Here is a 16,953-nt window from a genome sequence, read left to right as displayed (position 1 = left end):
TTGATGTCATCTGCCCAACCCCATACTGAAGCCCGCCGCTGGATCGCTCACCTGGATATGGATGCCTTCTTCGCCTCCGTGGAACTGTTGAAATATCCCGAGTTGCGCGGCGAAGCCGTCGTCATCGGCGGCGGGCGCCTGCAGCAACCCGTGCTGCAGGAAGATGGCACGCGGCAATTCGCGCGCATGCGCGACTACGTGGGGCGCGGCGTCGTCACCACCTCGACGTATGCGGCGCGCGCGTTCGGCGTGTTTTCCGCCATGGGCATCATGAAGGCGGCGAAACTGGCGCCCGACAGCATCCTGCTGCCCGCCGATTTCGAGGCTTACCGCGAGTATTCGGCGCGCTTCAAGCAAGCCGTGGCGCAGCTGTGTCCCATCATCCAGAACGTGGGCATCGATGAAATCTATGTCGACCTGACGGCATACGGCGAGCAGGCACCGGCCATGGCCGCGCGCCTGAAGGCGGCCGTGTTCGAGGCGACGGGCCTGTCATGCTCGATCGGCCTGGCGCCCAACAAATTGCTGGCAAAAATCTGTTCCGATCTGGAAAAACCCGACGGCCTGACCATTTTGTCGCCCGAGGATGTGGAAACGCGCGTGTGGCCCTTGCCGGCGAAAAAGATCAATGGCATCGGCCCGAAGGCCACGGCCAAGCTGGAAGCCTTGGGCATCGTGACCATCGGCGAGCTGGCGCGGGCCGACCTGGCCATGTTGCGCACGCAGTTCGGCGACCTGTACACGGGCTGGCTGCGCCAGGCGGCGCTGGGCATCGATGAGCGGCCCGTGCAGACGAGCCGGGAAACCAAGTCCGTCAGCCGCGAAACCACCTTCGAGCGCGACTTGCAGGTGGTGCGCGACCGCGCCACCCTGTCGGAAAAGCTGGAAAGCCTGTGCACGCGCGTGGCCGGCGACCTCGATAAACAGTCGCTGGCGGGCCGCACGGTGGGCATCAAGCTGCGCTTCGAGGATTTCAGCACGGTGACGCGCGACATCACCTTGCCCAGCGCCACGGCGGACGCCGCCGCCATCCTGCGCGCCAGCCGCGATTGCCTGCGGCGCGTGCCGTTCGAAAAGAAAATCCGCCTGCTGGGCGTGCGCATCTCGACCTTGTGCGATCCGGCCGTCGTCACGCGGCAGATACCGGCCCAGGCCGAGCTGTTCCCCGCCCTGTAGCGGCGTTTCCTGCAAGATACATACCGCGCCAGACGGTGCTTTTGACGGCATTTTCACGTCGAAAGTGTAGAATGGCGTTCCCCTGGCACTACTGAAACAAACGGAAGACAAAAACTATGTGGTTCAAGAATCTTCAGATTTACCGCCTGCCCGCACCATGGGCTTATACGCCAGAACAACTGGAAGAGGCGCTGTCCTCGAACAAATTTACGCCGGCGACCAGCATGGATCTGATGCGCCAGGGCTGGGATACGCCACGCCCGAACGGCGGCCTGGTCCACGTGGTCAACAAGCAGATGCTGATCTTGCTGGGCACGGAAAAGAAACTGTTGCCAGCGACCGTCATCAACCAGGTGGCCAAGGCCCGCGCCGCCGAGATGGAAGAAGCGCAAGGTTTTGCGCCCGGCAAGAAGGCCATGAAGGAATTGAAGGAACGCGTGGCCGACGAGCTGCTGCCGCGCGCCTTCAGCATCCGCAGCAACGTCTGGACGTGGATCGACCCCGTCAATGGCTGGCTGGTGGTCGATGCCGCCAGCCCGGCGAAAGCCGATGAAGTCATCAAGCTGCTGCTCAAAGCCGTGGACAAATTGCCGCTGGAAAGCCTGCGCGTGCAGCGCTCGCCCGTGGCGGTGATGACGGAATGGCTGCAGGCCGACGACGCGCCTGCCGGCTTCACGGTCGACATGGACACGGAATTGCGCGCCACGGGCGAAAGCAAGGCCACCGTGCGCTACGTGCGCCACACGCTGGAAGCGGACGACGTGCGCCGCCATATCGCGGCCGGCAAGCAGTGCACCCGCCTGGCCATGACGTGGAACGACAAGATCTCGTTCGTGCTGACGGAATCCTTGGCCATCAAGAGCGTCAAGCCGCTGGACGTGATCAAGGAAACGGAATCGAGCACGAAGAACGACGAAGAGCGTTTCGACGGCGACGTGATGCTGATGACGGGCGAGCTCTCCAAGCTGATGGCCGACGTGGTCGAAGCCTTGGGTGGCGAAGCGACTGCATAAAAGCAGATATATCGGTACGGAAAAGGAGCTGCGGCTCCTTTTTTTTCGCCTGTGCGCCTTCAGTGACAGAGCCGTAAAAAAAAGCGCCTTGCACGGTGAAGTGCAAGGCGCTTTCAGGACAAGCTAATTGACAACGTTACATTAGAACTTGTAGCTACCGGTGAAGTAGAACGAACGCATCATTGGATCAGCGTAGCGTGGGTCGAAGCCAACCTGGTGGCCCGACGAAGCGCGCAGCGACAGCGGCGGCTCACGGTCAAACAGGTTCTTGATACCAGCGCGCAGGGTCACAGCCGAGTTGAAGGCATAGCGGCCTTGCAGATCGACGGTGGTGTACGAAGGAACTTCCAGACGGATCGTTTCCAGTTTCTTGGTATCGACGTTCAGCACCGAAGCGGCTGCATCGGTGTAGCCGTTGCGATAGCTGACAACCATGGTGCTGGTCAGCTTGCCCGTTTCCAGGCTCATGTTCAGCTTGATCAAGTTACGGAACGTGACTGCATCGGTGATACCGAAGTAGTTCATGTTGGTCGTCCACGTATTCTTGGTGCCCGGTACGGTGTAGTCCGCCTTGAGCATATGGGTGCCGCTCAGGTTGGCCGTCAGGTTACCGAAATCAAAGCGATGACGTGCCGTCATGTCCCAGTCGATACCGCGGTTATGCGTTTGGCCGATGTTCATCGACAGCGACTTGAACGCATAGTAGGTATTGCCGGTCGATGGCTCGGTGTAGGTACCGAACAGGTCTTTGTACAGCGATGGATTGCCGAAGGCCTGGGTTTCGCTCACTGCCGATACCGCGTCGGTGATTTTCACGTCCCACAGGTCGGCGCCAAACGAGAATGCCGAGCTAGGTTCGATACGGAAACCAACGGTGTACTGTTTCGATTTTTCCGGTTTCAGGTTTTCGTTACCGCCAGCCAGCTGGTTGTATTGCTGAGCTTTGCCGCGGCACAGGTCGTTACCTGGGAACGGGCAATCCCATGGTTTGGCCGTGAAGCCGTTGTTGACCAGTGGTTGACCGATGTCCAGCATGCTCGGTGCCTTGAAGCCCGTGCCATACGAACCGCGCAGCAGTACTTGCTGCACTGGCTGCCAGCGTGCCGTCACTTTGTAGGTGCTGGCGCTTTGGTCTTTGCCGATGGTCTTGTTCACCACACCGTTATCGATCTTGGTGATGGTGTCGTAACGGCCTGCCAGGCTCACTTCCACGGTTTTGGTGACAGGTGCCAGCAACTCGGCGAACACGCCATACGTTTCGCGGCTCAGGTCGTAGCGTGCCGAGGTGTTGAAGTTGTAGATCGTGTCGCTGCTCGCGCCGTTCGATGGCGTTTGCTCATATTTGTATTCGCGGTAGTCGCCGCCGATACCGATATTGGCCTTGCCGCCTGGCAGGGTGAACAGTTCGCGCGAACCGTGCGCATCGATACCGCGCATGGTGGTCGATGCCGTACGGATCGAGCCGTTGAATTGCGAATCGTTGATCAGTTGCTGCAGTGCTGGCGAGGCGTTGCCAGCCGGTACGAACGGGTTGAACAGCGGATTGCTTTGCATGGCCTTGAACTCGGCGTTCTTGGCATAGCCGCCCACATAGCGCTCATCGATCGCGTTTTGCGACCAGGTCAGGGCCGATTCCACGTTCCATTCGCCTACTTCGCCTTCCACGCCGACGACGAAATGCTTGGTGTCGGTGATGGTGTTGCTGGCGCGGGTGCCCCAGTCCACCATGCGGTAGTTGGCGGTGACGGTCTTGACGTCAGCTTGCTGCGCTGGTGTCAGGTATGGCTGGACGTATTGGTTGTACAGCGCGCTGCCCTTGGCAATGCTGATAGGCACCGGGTTGGCGGCGATACGCGCGGTCAGGTCAAAGCGCGACAGGGCGACTTCGGCAAACGCATTCAGGTTGTCCGTCAGTTTGTAGGTGCCGCGTGCGAACAGGCTGTCGCGTTTCGATTCTGGAACGATTTCAACGGTCGAACCGCCATCGAAGCCGCATACTGCGGCGTTGGTTGCCGTCACGTAGTTGGTCGGGCCGCAATTGCCGTTGGCCGCCAGGTAGGGGCTGAACTGCAGTTGTGGGTTGGTGTTGCTGTCCTTGAAGGCGACGGTGGCGTTGCCTGGTGCTGTCGACGGGCTGGTGCGGTCGTAGATGTAGTTCTTGCCGCCGTAGCTGACAGGAATGTACGACGAACGGGCGAACGAGCGGTCCGTTGCCTTCAGTTTCGATTGCTCATCGTGGCGGTACGATACCAGCACGTTGAAGCGGTCTTCGTCCAGATCGCCGAAGCCGTAGGTGACGTTGGTGTTCCAGGCGTTGCCGCCTTTATCTTCCGGGCCGCCATAGGTGGCTTCCAGGGTGCCGCCTTGGACGTTTTTCTTCAGGATGAAGTTGATCACGCCGGCAATGGCGTCCGAGCCGTACAGGGCCGAAGCGCCGTCGGTCAGGATCTCGACACGCTCAACCGCGCTCATCGGAATGGCGTTCAGGTTGACGGAGGTGCCCGAGCCTTGTGGCGCGATGCGGCGGCCATTCAGCAGAACCAGGGTGTAGCTTTCGCCGATGTCATGGATCGACGCGCTGGTGCGGCCACCCGAGTTGGAGCCGGCAGCGACAGCGCCGATGGTGAAACCTTGCATGGCTGGCAGGCTTTGTACCAGGTCAGCCACGGTGTTCGCGCCGGTACGGGCGATCGCTTCTTGCGTCAGGCGTTGCACAGGCAATGCACCTTCCACGGCGATACGTTTGATACTCGAACCGGTGATTTCTACTTTTTGAATTGCTTCTTCCGCCATGGATTGGCCAGAGAACAAGACGCTGCCTGCCAGTACGGTCAGGGCCAGGCGTACGCTGCGCACGCCGATTTTTTCTTTAAATGCCATTGTAACAATTACTCCGTAGTAGTTTTAATAACGACAAGCGGTACACGAGCATCAACCTGGCCATCGGATAAATGGCTTGCTGAGCTGTGTACGGTAGGCCGGACCACGTCAAAGGGAAGTGGAAGACTACTTAGCGCAATATTGTTATAAATGCACTTTTAACTTGTCGAGGCAAACATTATGTCTTCTCAGCAAGAAAAAAAGGACAGCAACCGTGTCGGATTTGGCAATAAATTGAAGATACTGAAGAATATTTAATTTAATTGTTAAATTGCGATTTTTAATTTTTAAAAATCAGCGTTTTAAAAAATGTTGAATGGCGTTTTTTTACAACATAAAATTATTATGTTGGCAATATCGTGTTTTACCAGCAATAATTCGTCGAAAAGTGTTGCTTTGCAGAATTTGTACAAAGTAAATAAATGTAAAAAAAGCCCGCTGAAGGCGGGCTTGTCGAGGTGCTGCAGAGGGGACATCAGGCGGCTTGCTTGCCCGATTTTCTGCGGCGTGCCATGACACCGACGAGGCCGAGGCCGGCCAGCATCATGGCGTATGTTTCCGGTTCAGGCACTGCGGCCACCGGTGAAGCGAAAGTACCGGTAAAGGTAGAGTAATTGCCATACTGGTTGCTGGCAGATTGTGCGGTAGCGGCGCTGTAGCCGAAGTAGGTGCTGACGCCGACGGTGTTGGTGCCGACGGCAACATTACTCAAGGTGATGCTGAAGTTGGCGGTCGAACCTGGCGTATACACCGATTGCGTGTTTTGGCCCCACCACGTGTAAGCGGCGTAACCCGACGGGGCCACCAGGTTTTGCGAGCCGTCACCGCCCAGGTCCAGCGAACTGCCGACGCCTTGCGACCAGAAGCCGGGAGCGCCGTTGAACGGTGCCGGCGCGGTGGAGCCCACCAGGGTGGCAGAGACAGGGACGAAAATCGTGAAGCCGTCCAGACCGGTCTGGCCGCCGACACCCTGGTTATTGTTCAGGACGCTGTAATCGAAGGTCCAGGTATTCGCGCCCGCTGCGGTGGTCGAGGCCGTTACCGTGTATTCATTGGTGAGATTGGTCGTCGCCTGCGCGGCGCCGCCCAGCGCAAACGCGGCGACCAGGGCGCCCAGTTGGAACAGTTGTGTAGCCGATTTGCGCGTGGTCATGATGGATTCCCAAAAAGGGGTTAGTCGATGACGCGAATATAGCATTGATGCCGGGGAAAAAATTGCAATAATGAACAAATATATTGTTTTTTTACCTTCTTTGTTTCCCTGTGGGAATTAATGCCAATATTCTTGATTGTTCTGCAAATGTTGCAGCTACTTTTTGTTGTTGCGCTGCGACGTTGCCGCAGCGCAATCGTCTTACAGGGGCTGAAACACGCCGGCGGCGCGGTTTTTCTGCACGTTGTCCCAGGCGAAGATCTGGCCATTCATGGCCACATAGACGCCGGCCGGCAAGGTTTGCGCCACGCCGCAGGCAAAGCCCAGGTTGAACAGGGCGTCGGAGTTGTCGATTTCGTAGGGAATCATGGCGCCCGTCAGGATCACCGTTTGCTGCAAGTTCGCCGCGCCCAGCACTTGCGCCGTTTCGCGCATGGTATCGGTGCCATGGATGATGACGATGGCTTTTTCCTGCGCCGCGCGGCACGAGGCCAGCACGCGCTGGCGGTCCGCATCCTGCATGTCAAGCGAGTCCAGCAGCGGTAATTGTTCCAGCGCCACGGGCGCCGTCATGCGTGCGCGGGCGATGGCAGCGGGCAAATGACTGTCGGAAAAGCCCAGGGTGCCGTTCAATTCGTTGTAGTGTTTGTCGAAGGTGCCGCCGGTGGCGAGTATGCGCAAAGTCATGATGTGGTCACGATGTCAGTGGAGAATGACGGGCATGATATCGTGGATTGGGTGGATTGCGTACCTGGCGTGACCGGCGGGCCCGAAGCGGGCGCGTGCATATCGCGTCTGGAAAATTCAGCCATCTGTGAGTACACTTGTTTCTTTGCCTGCCCACCGGCCCGACTCCCGTATGAAAGCGCTCGCTCCCGGCACCGTCATTTTTCACCGCCACCGCGGTTATGGCGTGATCACGTCCGTCAATCTGCTGACGGGCTGGATCGCCGCCCGTTTCGGCAGCGAGGCGCGCACCCTGGACCTGAACCTGTCGACCGATGACGTGCAGTTCGCCGATGGCGAAGCGATCCTGTTCCGCCGCGCGCCGCCGGACCGTATGCCGCACGCGCGCCTGATGGCCATGGTGCGCGAGCTGCACCAGGCCGGCTATCAAAAACTGTATCTGTATTCCTGGCCGAAACCATCCGGCCTGCACTGGCGCTGGCATTTGTTTACGGGGCCGCGCGACTGGATGCAGCGGCCCTGGCGCGAAGGCTGGTATGGCTCGGGCGCCGACTACAACGTCAATCCCGTGATGGGCTGGGGCGATTCGCCCGGCGCGTCCACCGGCGAGCTGATCGATGCGCTGGCGCGTTTCGACCCGCAGGGGCTGGCGCAGGCGCTGGGGCGCGACGACGACCATACGGCATGGTTCGGCCGCGTCTGCGATGCCTTGCTGCCCGATTATATGTACAGCCTGGACATGCAGCGCGCCGCAGGCCAACCCTTGCAGGACATGCCCCCGGTGCCGGTGGTGGCCGTGCGCGCCGGCGTGGCGCCGTATGCGGGGCCGGACATCGCCTGGCCACCGGGCTGGGCCGGCTTGTGGCGCGGCCGCCACGTGCTGCCCGCGCCCGCCATCCGCCTCACGGGCGAGCCGGACCTGCTGAAGGGCTATCAGCGCTCCTGAGCTGCTTGCCGCGCATGCGCCAGCGCCTCGGGATTGAGCAGGCGCGTGCATTGGCCCCGTTCAAAATCGACGATGTTCTGCAAGGCGTAGCGGAAATACAGCTCATAGCTGTCACGCTCGACGTAGCCCAGGTGCGGCGTGGCCAGCACATTCGGCAGCAGCAGGAGCGGCGCGCCGGGCGGCAAGGGTTCCTCCGTAAACACGTCCAGTGCGGCGGCGCCCGGATGGCCTTGCGGCAAGGCCGCTTCCAGCGCGCCGTCGGCGACCAGCTCGGCGCGGCTGGTGTTGACGAACAGGGACGTCGGCTTCATGCGCGCCAGATCTTCAGCCGTGACCAGGCCGCGCGTCGTGTCGGACAGGCGCAGGTGCAGGCTCAACACATCGGCCTGCTCAAAGAAGGCCTCGCGCGATGCGGCGGCCGTATCGCCGGCCGCCACGGCCGCCGCGCGGCTCGCCTCGCTGCCCCAGACGAGGATGGTCATGCCGAATGCCCGGCCATAGCCGGCGATCAATTGACCGATCTTGCCGTAACCCCAGATGGCCAGCGTCCGCCCTTTCAGTACCGTGCCCAGCGTATTGCGCGCCGGCTCCAGCGACGAGGTTTGCCACAAGCCCTCCTGCAAATGCTGCGCGTACGGCACGATCTTGCGTTGCGCCGCCATGATCAGGGCCCATGTCAGCTCGGCTGGCGCCGTGGGGGAACCGATGCCCTCGGCGATGGCGATCCCGAGTTCCGTGGCCGCCGCCACGTCGATGTGGCCGCTGACCTTGCCCGTCTGTGAAATCAGTTTCAGGTTCGGCAGTTTCGACAGCAAGGCCCGGTTGAAGCTGCTGCGCTCGCGGATCAGCACCAGCGCGTCGAACGGCGCCAGGCGGATCGCCAGCTGGCCCAGGCCCCGCGCCGTATTGCTGAACACTTTCACCTCATGTCCGTCGAGCAATTGGAAACAATCGAGGCCGCGCACGGCATCCTGGTAATCATCGAGTATGGCAATTTTCATGGTGGATGGCCGATTTTAGTAAGGATTTGGTAGGGAAATAACAGGATACGGCAAATGCTGAATAGCCTACTACATTACTCAAGCTATTCTCCTACATTTTTGCGAGAATAGCTGTTTTGCGGGTGTACAATCGCCGGCACTTTTGCTGCTTCCTGATGAGCGAAGCGCAAAGAAAGCGCACACTGTTCCTGCAATCCGGGAGCATGATCCAGATGAAACGCCGCCGGCGCGAACGCCGCGGTTGACACGACACCAGAGCCCTGCCAGCGTGAGATTGCCGCTGGCCATGAGCCGCAGCCACCTTTCAACGATGCTGCCTGTCTTGCCGGAACGACCAGAATTTCTTTTATTGGTATTGGAGGTAATATGAATCAGCCCGTCATGGGTGGCGTCGCCGCACTCAACGTCCCAGCTTATATTAAACAACAGAAACTGATCAACTGGGTGGCCGACATTGCCGCACTGACCAAACCGGACCGCATCTACTGGTGCGACGGTTCGCAGGAAGAATACGAGCGCCTGTGTGCCGAAATGGTGGCCAGCGGCACCATGAAAAAACTGAATGCGGAAAAGCGCCCGAATTCCTACCTGGCCTGCTCCGATCCGAGCGACGTGGCCCGCGTCGAAGACCGCACGTATATTTGCTCGGCAACGAAAGAAGCGGCCGGCCCGACGAATAACTGGACCGATCCCGGTGAAATGCGCCACACCCTGAACGGCCTGTTCGACGGTTGCATGCGCGGCCGTACCATGTATGTCGTGCCCTTCTCGATGGGCCCGCTGGGTTCGCCGATCGCGCACATCGGCGTGGAACTGTCCGACTCGCCTTACGTGGCTGTCAACATGAAGATCATGACCCGCATGGGCCGTGCCGTGTATGACGTGCTGGGCACCGATGGCGAATTCGTGCCGTGCGTGCACAGCGTGGGCGCGCCGCTGGCCGTTGGCCAGGCTGACGTGAAATGGCCGTGCAACAGCACCAAGTACATCGTGCATTTCCCGGAAACGCGTGAAATCTGGTCATTCGGTTCGGGCTACGGCGGCAACGCCTTGCTGGGCAAGAAATGCTTCGCCCTGCGCATCGCCTCGAACATGGGCTACCAGGAAGCGCAAGCGGCCGACAACAACCCGGGCTGGCTGGCCGAGCACATGCTGATCCTCGGCGTGGAATCGCCGGAAGGCAAGAAGCATTACGTCGCGGCAGCGTTCCCGTCGGCTTGCGGCAAGACCAACTTCGCCATGCTGATCCCGCCGGCAAGCTTTAACGGCTGGAAAGTGACCACCATCGGCGACGATATCGCCTGGATCAAGCCCGGTGCGGATGGCCGTTTGTACGCCATCAACCCGGAAGCGGGTTATTTCGGCGTGGCGCCGGGCACGAATGAAAAAACCAATTTCAATTGCATGGCGTCCATGCGCGACAACACCATCTTCACCAACGTGGCCTTGACGGACGATGGCGATGTCTGGTGGGAAGGCTTGACCAAGGAAGCGCCAGCGCACCTGATCGACTGGCAGGGCAAGGACTGGACGCCGGCGTCCGGCACCAAGGCGGCGCATCCGAACGCGCGCTTCACCGTTGCTGCTACGCAAAACCCCGTCATCGACGCGGCCTGGGACGATCCGGCCGGCGTGCCGATCTCGGCTTTCATCTTCGGTGGCCGCCGCTCGACCACCGTGCCATTGGTGACGGAAGCGCGCAACTGGGTGGAAGGCGTTTACATGGCTGCCACCATGGGGTCCGAAACGACGGCCGCCGCCGTGGGCCAGATGGGCGTCGTGCGCCGCGATCCATTTGCCATGTTGCCGTTTATCGGCTATAACATGAGCGATTACTTCCAGCACTGGCTGGACATGGGCGTCAAGGTGGGCAAGGTCAACCCGGCCGCGCTGCCGAAGATCTACTGCGTCAACTGGTTCCGTACGGACGAGGCTGGCAAGTTCGTCTGGCCTGGCTTCGGCGACAACATGCGCGTGCTGAAATGGATGCTGGAGCGCATCGAAGGCAAGGCGGGTGGCGTGGAAAACCTGTTCGGCACGACGCCGCAGTATGGCGACCTGAACTGGGATGGTCTGCCATTCACGCAAGCACAGTTCGACACCATCACCTCGATCGACAAGGCCGCGTGGTTGGAAGAATTGAAATTGCATACGGAATTGTTTGAAAAACTCGCGTATCATCTGCCGCAGGAATTGGTAGATCACAAGGCTGCGCTGGAAAAGCGGCTGGCTGCGTAAGTTGATGTAAAGCAACACCTGACTGCCGTAGCGCACCGCGCAGGAGCTTGTCAGGTGTGGACAGTTGTAGTGGGGGGAGAAACACGCCGGCAAAGACTGGCGTGCGATAAATGACACACCGGCAATGACTGGGGTGCTAGCAAAAAGAGAAACGGCGCGGATTGCATGAGCAATCCGCGCCGTTTTTTATGGCGAGTACGATGTGTCTAGCCGGCCTTGGCCGGCACGACATAAATAGGGTAGACCCTGTCCATCATTTTGGGACATTGCCCAGGCTTTTCTGCGGGAAAGGTAATGGCCAGCGGCGCCGTCTCATGCAGGCTGTCTTCCACTTCCAGTACGCCTGCGTAGGCCTTGACCTGGCGTGGTGCCGGCGCCTGGCAATCGCCGATCGCCAGTTCGCGTCCCTGGCCATGGAAACTGCTGCCATAGGGGATCTTGGTGCAGACTGTCGGCCAATAGCGGAATGCCGTAAAACCTTGTGTCGCAGAGAATGGCTGCTGGTCCCGCTGCTCCAGTTTTTCCTGCATGAAGTACATCAGCAGTGCTTGATAGGCGTCGTACGCCGGTGGCAGCGCCAGACGCAATGGCTGGCTGGCCAGCGTGACCAGTATGTCGCAAGTATCCCCGCGCGCCATGCGGAGCTTCTCTCGCCTGGCTGCACCGTCCACGCGTACCGCGAACGGCGCTTGGCTGTCCAAATTCAGCGGTGTTTTTGCCTTGCGCAATTCGGCCTTCACGCGCCGCCCGCCGTCGCGATAGACAATATCGTACACCTTGCCAGGCTTGAATCCTTCACGTGCCTCGATCCGGTACAGGCCGTAGGCTGCATCGACTTCTTCGCTGACATCGCGCAAGCCATTCTGTAAGGCAAATCGCTTCACCTTGTCGCTGGGGCCGTCCTGTTCCCATTTTGACCAGTCCCATTTCAACGATATCAGGGTGCGGCACAATGGCGTGAGCGGCTGTTCTTGCTTTTCGCATTGTTGCATTTCGGTATTAGCCAGAAAGCGGCCTTTATCTTGCAAGCCCATCTGCTTTTCCACATGCAGCCGTACCACTACCGGTGTCAGCTTGCGGCCCGTGCCGCGCTCCTGGATATGGAAGCGCTTTGCGGAGAGGGGGACAGGCGGAGCGATGATCGAATAGCCGTCCTCATCGCTGACCAGGGTGTCGGGATACTGCCCGGGGCGAAACAGGATGCCGCGTGCATTGGCGGGCAAGGTGACGGACGGCGGACGCTTGCCCTCGGCCTGCGCAAGGTGCAGGAATTCCCCGGATTCGTCTGGCGGGCAAAAACAGGCCCATGCGGGCAGCGCGGCGCCAGCCAATGCCACGGCGATGCTGCGGCGCGCCAATGTTGCAAGTGATGATGCAAGCGACAAACGGCCCTCGGTATGAAAGTGGCCACGGGGCCGGGAGAACAGTTTCCCATAGAAAAATCCCCCGGGCAAGACGGCTGGCCGGGGGATCGCGGAGGAGTTTGGAACTTACTGCTTCAGCAGCGGCCCCAGGTACTTGCCCGTCACGCTGGCCGCGTTGACGGCCACGTCTTCGGGCGTGCCGCTGGCGATGATCTGCCCGCCGCCGGCGCCGCCTTCGGGGCCCAGGTCGACGATCCAGTCGGCCGTCTTGATGACGTCCAGGTTGTGCTCGATGATGACGAGCGTGTTGCCCTGGTCGCGCAGGCGGTGGATAACCTTCAGCAACAAATCGATGTCGTGGAAGTGCAAGCCCGTCGTCGGTTCATCGAGGATGTACAGGGTGCGGCCCGTGTCGCGCTTGGACAGTTCCAGCGACAGTTTCACGCGCTGCGCCTCGCCGCCCGACAGGGTGGTGGCGCTCTGGCCCAGCTTGATGTAGCCGAGGCCCACGTCGAGCAGGGTTTGCAGCTTGCGCGCGATCAAGGGCACGGGCTTGAAGAAGGCATGCGCCTCTTCCACCGTCATGCCCAGCACTTCCGTGATGTTCTTGCCCTTGTATTGCACTTCCAGCGTTTCGCGGTTGTAGCGCTTGCCGTGGCACACGTCGCACGGCACGTACACGTCGGGCAGGAAGTGCATCTCGACCTTGATCACGCCATCGCCCTGGCACGCCTCGCAGCGTCCGCCCTTCACGTTGAACGAGAAGCGGCCCGCGCTGTAGCCCCGTTCCTTGGCCGTCGGCACGGTGGAGAACAGGTCGCGGATCGGCGTAAACAAACCCGTGTACGTGGCCGGGTTCGAACGCGGCGTGCGGCCGATCGGCGCCTGGTCGACGGAAATGACCTTGTCGAAATGCTCCAGGCCGCTGATCGAGTCGTGCGGCGCCGGTTCCGTCTGCGAACCGTACAAATGGCGCGACAGGGCAGGATACAAAGTATCGTTGACCAGCGACGATTTGCCCGAGCCGGACACGCCCGTCACGCACGTCATCAAGCCCACCGGCAAGCTCAGTGACACCTTCTTCAGGTTGTTGCCCGTCGCGCCAGTAATGACCAGCTGCTTTTCCGGATTGCTGGGGTGGCGCTTGGCCGGCACGGCGATTTTCAGCTTGCCGTTCAGGTACTGCGCCGTCAGCGATTTCTTATTTTTCAGAATCTCGGGTAGCGTGCCTTCGGCGATGATTTCGCCGCCATGCACGCCCGCGCCGATGCCCATGTCGACGATGTAGTCGGCCGTGCGGATGGCGTCTTCGTCATGCTCGACCACCAGCACGCTGTTGCCGATGTCGCGCAAGTGCTTCAGCGTTTCGATCAGGCGGTCATTATCGCGCTGGTGCAAGCCGATCGACGGTTCATCGAGCACATACATGACGCCCGTCAAACCGGAGCCGATTTGCGATGCCAGCCGGATACGCTGCGCTTCGCCGCCGGAGAGGGTATCGGCGCTGCGGTCCAGCGACAGGTAGTCGAGGCCCACGTTGTTGAGGAATTTCAGGCGCGAAATGATCTCTTTCACCACGCGGTCGGCGATCTCTTTCTTGGCGCCCGTCAACTTCAGTTTTTCAAAGAATTCCAGCGTCTCGCGCAGCGGTTTTTCCGCCACTTCATAAATGGCGCGCTGCTGCTTGCCGGTGCCGACCTTGACGAAGCGCGCTTCCACGCGCAGGCGCGCGCCATCGCATGACGGGCAGCATTTCTCATTGATGAATTTGGCCAGCTCTTCCTTGACGGCCATCGAATCCGTTTCGCGGTAGCGGCGCTGCAGATTGTTGACCACGCCTTCGAACGTGTGTTCCTTGATGACGGTGCGGCCCCGTTCGTTGACATAGCTGAAGGGAATCACTTGCTTGCTGGAACCGTACAGCACGGCTTGCTGCGCATTCAGGTCCAGCTGCTCGAACGGCATATCCAGGTCGAACTCGTAGTAGGCGGCCAGGTTCGTCAGCATCTGGAAGTAAAACTGGTTGCGGCGGTCCCAGCCCTTGACGGCACCGGAGGCCAGCGACAGGTTGGGGAACGCGACGATGCGTTTCGGGTCAAAGAATTCAATGTGCCCCAGGCCGTCGCATTCCGGACACGCACCCATGGGGTTGTTGAACGAGAACAGACGCGGTTCCAGTTCCTGCAGGGAATAGCCACACACATTGCAGGCGAACTTGTTGGAGTACACGTGCTCCTGGGCAGTATCCATTTCGTAGGCGATGGCGCGGCCGTCGGCCAGGCGCAGGGCCGTTTCGAAACTTTCCGCCAGGCGCTGCTTGATGTCCTGGTTCACCTTGACCCGGTCGATGACGACATCGATCGTGTGCTTTTCCGTCTTCTTTAATTTCGGGAGGTCATCGACTTCATAGATTTTCGCCGCGTGCGTGCCGCTTTGCACGCGAAAGCGCACGAAGCCCTGCGCCTGCATCTGCTCGAACAGGTCCACGTGCTCGCCCTTGCGGTTGGCGACGACGGGTGCCAGGATCATCAGCTTGGTGTCTTCCGGCATGGCCAGCACGGCATCGACCATTTGCGACACGGATTGCGCGGCCAGCGCATTTTCCGGATGGTCGGGGCAGTACGGCGTGCCCACGCGCGCATACAGCAGGCGCAGGTAATCGTGGATTTCCGTCACGGTGCCCACCGTCGAGCGGGGGTTGTGCGAGGTGGCCTTCTGTTCGATGGAGATGGCGGGCGACAGGCCCTCGATCAGGTCGACGTCGGGCTTTTCCATCAGTTGCAGGAACTGGCGTGCGTAGGCCGACAGCGACTCGACGTAGCGGCGCTGGCCCTCCGCGTACAGGGTATCGAAAGCCAGCGAGGACTTGCCGGAGCCGGACAAGCCGGTAATCACGATCAGCTTATTGCGCGGCAAATCGAGATTGATATTCTTGAGGTTATGCGTGCGAGCGCCGCGAATGCGGATCTGTTCCATGTGATTGCCTTGCTTTCAGTGAGTGGTGCGGCCGGCGCATTGTGCCTGGGTGCGGATGAGGAGCCACAACGGGTCAACCTGTTACTATAGCCGGGTTTTGATCTGCATGCCCGAGGTGGCCGCGGGGCGGTTTGCGCCGCCAGGCGAGCGTGCCCCGGGAAAGTTTGATACAGATGCGTGCAGACGTTTAAACACTGTATATAATACCAGTATTCAAGTTTCTTGTTTTCACCTGCCGTGAAAAAAACGTGCTGCAGCACGGTAGACGGCGATGCCAGAAAGCGCATGCTTTGCGCCGCCTGGTCGCTTATAATCCTCGTTTAGCAAAAAATCTAACGCGCGCGAGTTTTGGCTCCCGCCGCAGTTCATCAGGAGTTATTCATGGCATCAGTCAACAAAGTCATCATCGTCGGCAATCTGGGCCGTGACCCGGAAATCCGCTACATGCCTAGCGGCGACGCGATCGCCAACATCGCCGTGGCCACTTCGTACAAATCGAAGGACCGCAACACGGGCGAACAAAAAGAATTGACAGAGTGGCACCGTATCTCGTTCTTCGGCCGCCTGGCGGAAATCGTCGGCCAATACCTGAAAAAAGGTTCCTCCGTCTACGTCGAAGGCCGCCTGCAAACGCGTAAATACACGGACAAGGACGGCGTCGAGAAGTATGCGACCGATATCATCGCGGAACAGATGCAAATGCTGGGCGGCCGTTCCGGCATGGGCGGCGACGCCGGCGGAGGCGATGACAGCTACGGCGGTGGCGGCGGCTACGAAGCCCCGGCCCCACGCCAGGCGCCAGCCCCGCGTCCAGCCCCGGCCCCGGCGCCACGCCCGGCACCAAAGCCAGCGCCGAACTTCTCGGATATGGATGACGATATTCCGTTCTAAGTCCTGTCCAGGCGTTCTGACTGCATCAAAAATCCCCTGCATATCGTTGATATGCAGGGGATTTTTGTTTTACAACACCGAGCAAAATCCACTGTGCGCGGCGATTTGCGGGCTGCGATGCTCACTGCGCATGCGCGCAACTGCGCTTCTCGGCCATAACTGACTGCCATTCGCTACGGTTTTGTGAGGCCTTGCTCAATCGCGCAAGCCCATCTCCAGGGTGTAATTCGCCACCGCATTCCGGCGCGCCGCATTGCGCATCAGATATACCTGCACCGTGTACGCGCCATCGGCCGGCAGTTTTGCCTGATACGTGTTGCCGCTGGTCGAGCCGATGAACAGGGCGTCGTCCTGGCCGGCCTGGCGGATATTGAAGTAATTCGACGGCTGATTGGTTTTCAGCTTGATGCTGAGGGTCTGGCCGGCCTTGCCTGTCAGCGTGTATTCGGCCGTGGCGTAGCCCTTGATCTTGCCTTTCACGCTGTGTGCGGTTTTGCCGGCCGTCAATTCCACTGTTTCCTTGTGGACAGGATCGGCGCTCCAGGCGGGCGTGGTCAGACAGAATGCGGCCAGCAGCAGGCTGGCGCGGAAGGGCAGTGATGGACGCAGCATATGGATTTCCCCTTGA

General features: G+C 60.1%; 12 protein-coding genes. 5 read left to right on the top strand and 7 right to left on the bottom strand.

The genetic code is table 11. From position 1 onward, the window contains the following. Nucleotides 1–3: 3 nt before the first annotated feature. Together dinB and BM193_RS23280 are read left to right on the top strand one after the other, a co-directional pair. A complete protein-coding gene (gene dinB, locus BM193_RS23285; protein WP_092801664.1) occupies nucleotides 4–1,176 on the top strand; it encodes a DNA polymerase IV in 1,173 nt (390 codons plus the stop codon). A 116-nt stretch (nucleotides 1,177–1,292) separates the two neighbouring features. Continuing rightward, complete coding sequence (locus BM193_RS23280) at nucleotides 1,293–2,189, top strand: recombination-associated protein RdgC (RefSeq protein WP_034754435.1); 897 nt, start codon at nucleotides 1,293–1,295, stop codon at nucleotides 2,187–2,189. 141 nt (nucleotides 2,190–2,330) lie between these two features. On the opposite strand, the gene BM193_RS23275 is transcribed toward BM193_RS23280, so the two are convergent. The 3 genes from BM193_RS23275 to BM193_RS23265 all read right to left on the bottom strand — a co-directional run bounded on the left by BM193_RS23275 (nucleotide 2,331) and on the right by BM193_RS23265 (nucleotide 6,909). Then, nucleotides 2,331–5,069, bottom strand: a complete 2,739-nt coding sequence (locus BM193_RS23275; protein WP_092801396.1) for a TonB-dependent receptor — start codon at nucleotides 5,067–5,069, stop codon at nucleotides 2,331–2,333. A 475-nt stretch (nucleotides 5,070–5,544) separates the two neighbouring features. Beyond that, nucleotides 5,545–6,222, bottom strand: a complete 678-nt coding sequence (locus BM193_RS29180; protein WP_254786386.1) for a PEPxxWA-CTERM sorting domain-containing protein — start codon at nucleotides 6,220–6,222, stop codon at nucleotides 5,545–5,547. A 201-nt stretch (nucleotides 6,223–6,423) separates the two neighbouring features. Next, on the bottom strand, nucleotides 6,424–6,909 hold the full coding sequence (locus BM193_RS23265) for an asparaginase domain-containing protein (protein WP_034781194.1): 486 nt from the start codon (nucleotides 6,907–6,909) through the stop codon (nucleotides 6,424–6,426). A gap of 172 nt (nucleotides 6,910–7,081) precedes the next feature. On the opposite strand from BM193_RS23265, the gene BM193_RS23260 reads away from it, so the two are divergent. Next, the gene (locus BM193_RS23260) at nucleotides 7,082–7,855 is read left to right on the top strand and encodes an L-asparaginase (protein WP_092801393.1); all 774 of its coding nucleotides are present in this window, start codon (nucleotides 7,082–7,084) and stop codon (nucleotides 7,853–7,855) included. Here BM193_RS23260 and BM193_RS23255 read toward each other — a convergent pair. Further along, on the bottom strand, nucleotides 7,843–8,856 hold the full coding sequence (locus BM193_RS23255) for a D-2-hydroxyacid dehydrogenase family protein (RefSeq protein WP_092801390.1): 1,014 nt from the start codon (nucleotides 8,854–8,856) through the stop codon (nucleotides 7,843–7,845). The two genes, BM193_RS23260 and BM193_RS23255, sit on opposite strands and share 13 nt — an antisense overlap. A gap of 366 nt (nucleotides 8,857–9,222) precedes the next feature. Here BM193_RS23255 and BM193_RS23250 point away from each other — a divergent pair, with 366 nt between their 5' ends. After that, on the top strand, nucleotides 9,223–11,094 hold the full coding sequence (locus tag BM193_RS23250) for a phosphoenolpyruvate carboxykinase (GTP) (RefSeq protein ID WP_092801388.1): 1,872 nt from the start codon (nucleotides 9,223–9,225) through the stop codon (nucleotides 11,092–11,094). Between the two features lie 206 nt (nucleotides 11,095–11,300). Here the strand turns inward: BM193_RS23250 and BM193_RS23245 are convergent, their stop codons facing one another. Both BM193_RS23245 and uvrA read right to left on the bottom strand, forming a co-directional pair. Continuing rightward, the gene (locus BM193_RS23245; protein WP_139176301.1) at nucleotides 11,301–12,479 is read right to left on the bottom strand and encodes a hypothetical protein; all 1,179 of its coding nucleotides are present in this window, start codon (nucleotides 12,477–12,479) and stop codon (nucleotides 11,301–11,303) included. A gap of 105 nt (nucleotides 12,480–12,584) precedes the next feature. Continuing rightward, nucleotides 12,585–15,434, bottom strand: coding sequence for an excinuclease ABC subunit UvrA (uvrA, locus tag BM193_RS23240; protein WP_092801382.1), 2,850 nt, complete (start codon nucleotides 15,432–15,434; stop codon nucleotides 12,585–12,587). Between the two features lie 381 nt (nucleotides 15,435–15,815). Between uvrA and ssb the strand changes: the two genes are divergently transcribed. Next, nucleotides 15,816–16,325 carry a single-stranded DNA-binding protein gene (gene ssb, locus BM193_RS23235; RefSeq protein ID WP_034781209.1) on the top strand — a complete coding sequence of 170 codons (510 nt, stop codon included), beginning with the start codon at nucleotides 15,816–15,818 and terminating at the stop codon, nucleotides 16,323–16,325. Between the two features lie 195 nt (nucleotides 16,326–16,520). Here ssb and BM193_RS23230 read toward each other — a convergent pair whose 3' ends face one another. After that, the gene (locus tag BM193_RS23230) at nucleotides 16,521–16,937 is read right to left on the bottom strand and encodes a hypothetical protein (protein WP_092801378.1); all 417 of its coding nucleotides are present in this window, start codon (nucleotides 16,935–16,937) and stop codon (nucleotides 16,521–16,523) included. Between the last annotated feature and the right edge of the window lie 16 nt (nucleotides 16,938–16,953).

Source organism: Janthinobacterium sp. 344 (assembly GCF_900112025.1).
Taxonomy (GTDB): Bacteria; Pseudomonadota; Gammaproteobacteria; order Burkholderiales; family Burkholderiaceae_D; genus Janthinobacterium.
This window is presented reverse-complemented; position numbering and strand designations above follow the sequence as displayed.

What these genes read in the sequence shown, in the direction of transcription:
- BM193_RS23275 (WP_092801396.1), bottom strand. Translation starts at nt 5,069, where the DNA reads ATGGCATTTAAAGAAAAAATCGGCGTGCGCAGCGTACGCCTGGCCCTG.
- ssb (WP_034781209.1), top strand. Translation starts at nt 15,816, where the DNA reads ATGGCATCAGTCAACAAAGTCATCATCGTCGGCAATCTGGGCCGTGAC.
- BM193_RS23255 (WP_092801390.1), bottom strand. Translation starts at nt 8,856, where the DNA reads ATGAAAATTGCCATACTCGATGATTACCAGGATGCCGTGCGCGGCCTC.
- BM193_RS23250 (WP_092801388.1), top strand. Translation starts at nt 9,223, where the DNA reads ATGAATCAGCCCGTCATGGGTGGCGTCGCCGCACTCAACGTCCCAGCT.
- BM193_RS23265 (WP_034781194.1), bottom strand. Translation starts at nt 6,909, where the DNA reads ATGACTTTGCGCATACTCGCCACCGGCGGCACCTTCGACAAACACTAC.
- dinB (WP_092801664.1), top strand. Translation starts at nt 4, where the DNA reads ATGTCATCTGCCCAACCCCATACTGAAGCCCGCCGCTGGATCGCTCAC.
- BM193_RS23230 (WP_092801378.1), bottom strand. Translation starts at nt 16,937, where the DNA reads ATGCTGCGTCCATCACTGCCCTTCCGCGCCAGCCTGCTGCTGGCCGCA.
- uvrA (WP_092801382.1), bottom strand. Translation starts at nt 15,434, where the DNA reads ATGGAACAGATCCGCATTCGCGGCGCTCGCACGCATAACCTCAAGAAT.
- BM193_RS23280 (WP_034754435.1), top strand. Translation starts at nt 1,293, where the DNA reads ATGTGGTTCAAGAATCTTCAGATTTACCGCCTGCCCGCACCATGGGCT.
- BM193_RS23260 (WP_092801393.1), top strand. Translation starts at nt 7,082, where the DNA reads ATGAAAGCGCTCGCTCCCGGCACCGTCATTTTTCACCGCCACCGCGGT.
- BM193_RS29180 (WP_254786386.1), bottom strand. Translation starts at nt 6,222, where the DNA reads ATGACCACGCGCAAATCGGCTACACAACTGTTCCAACTGGGCGCCCTG.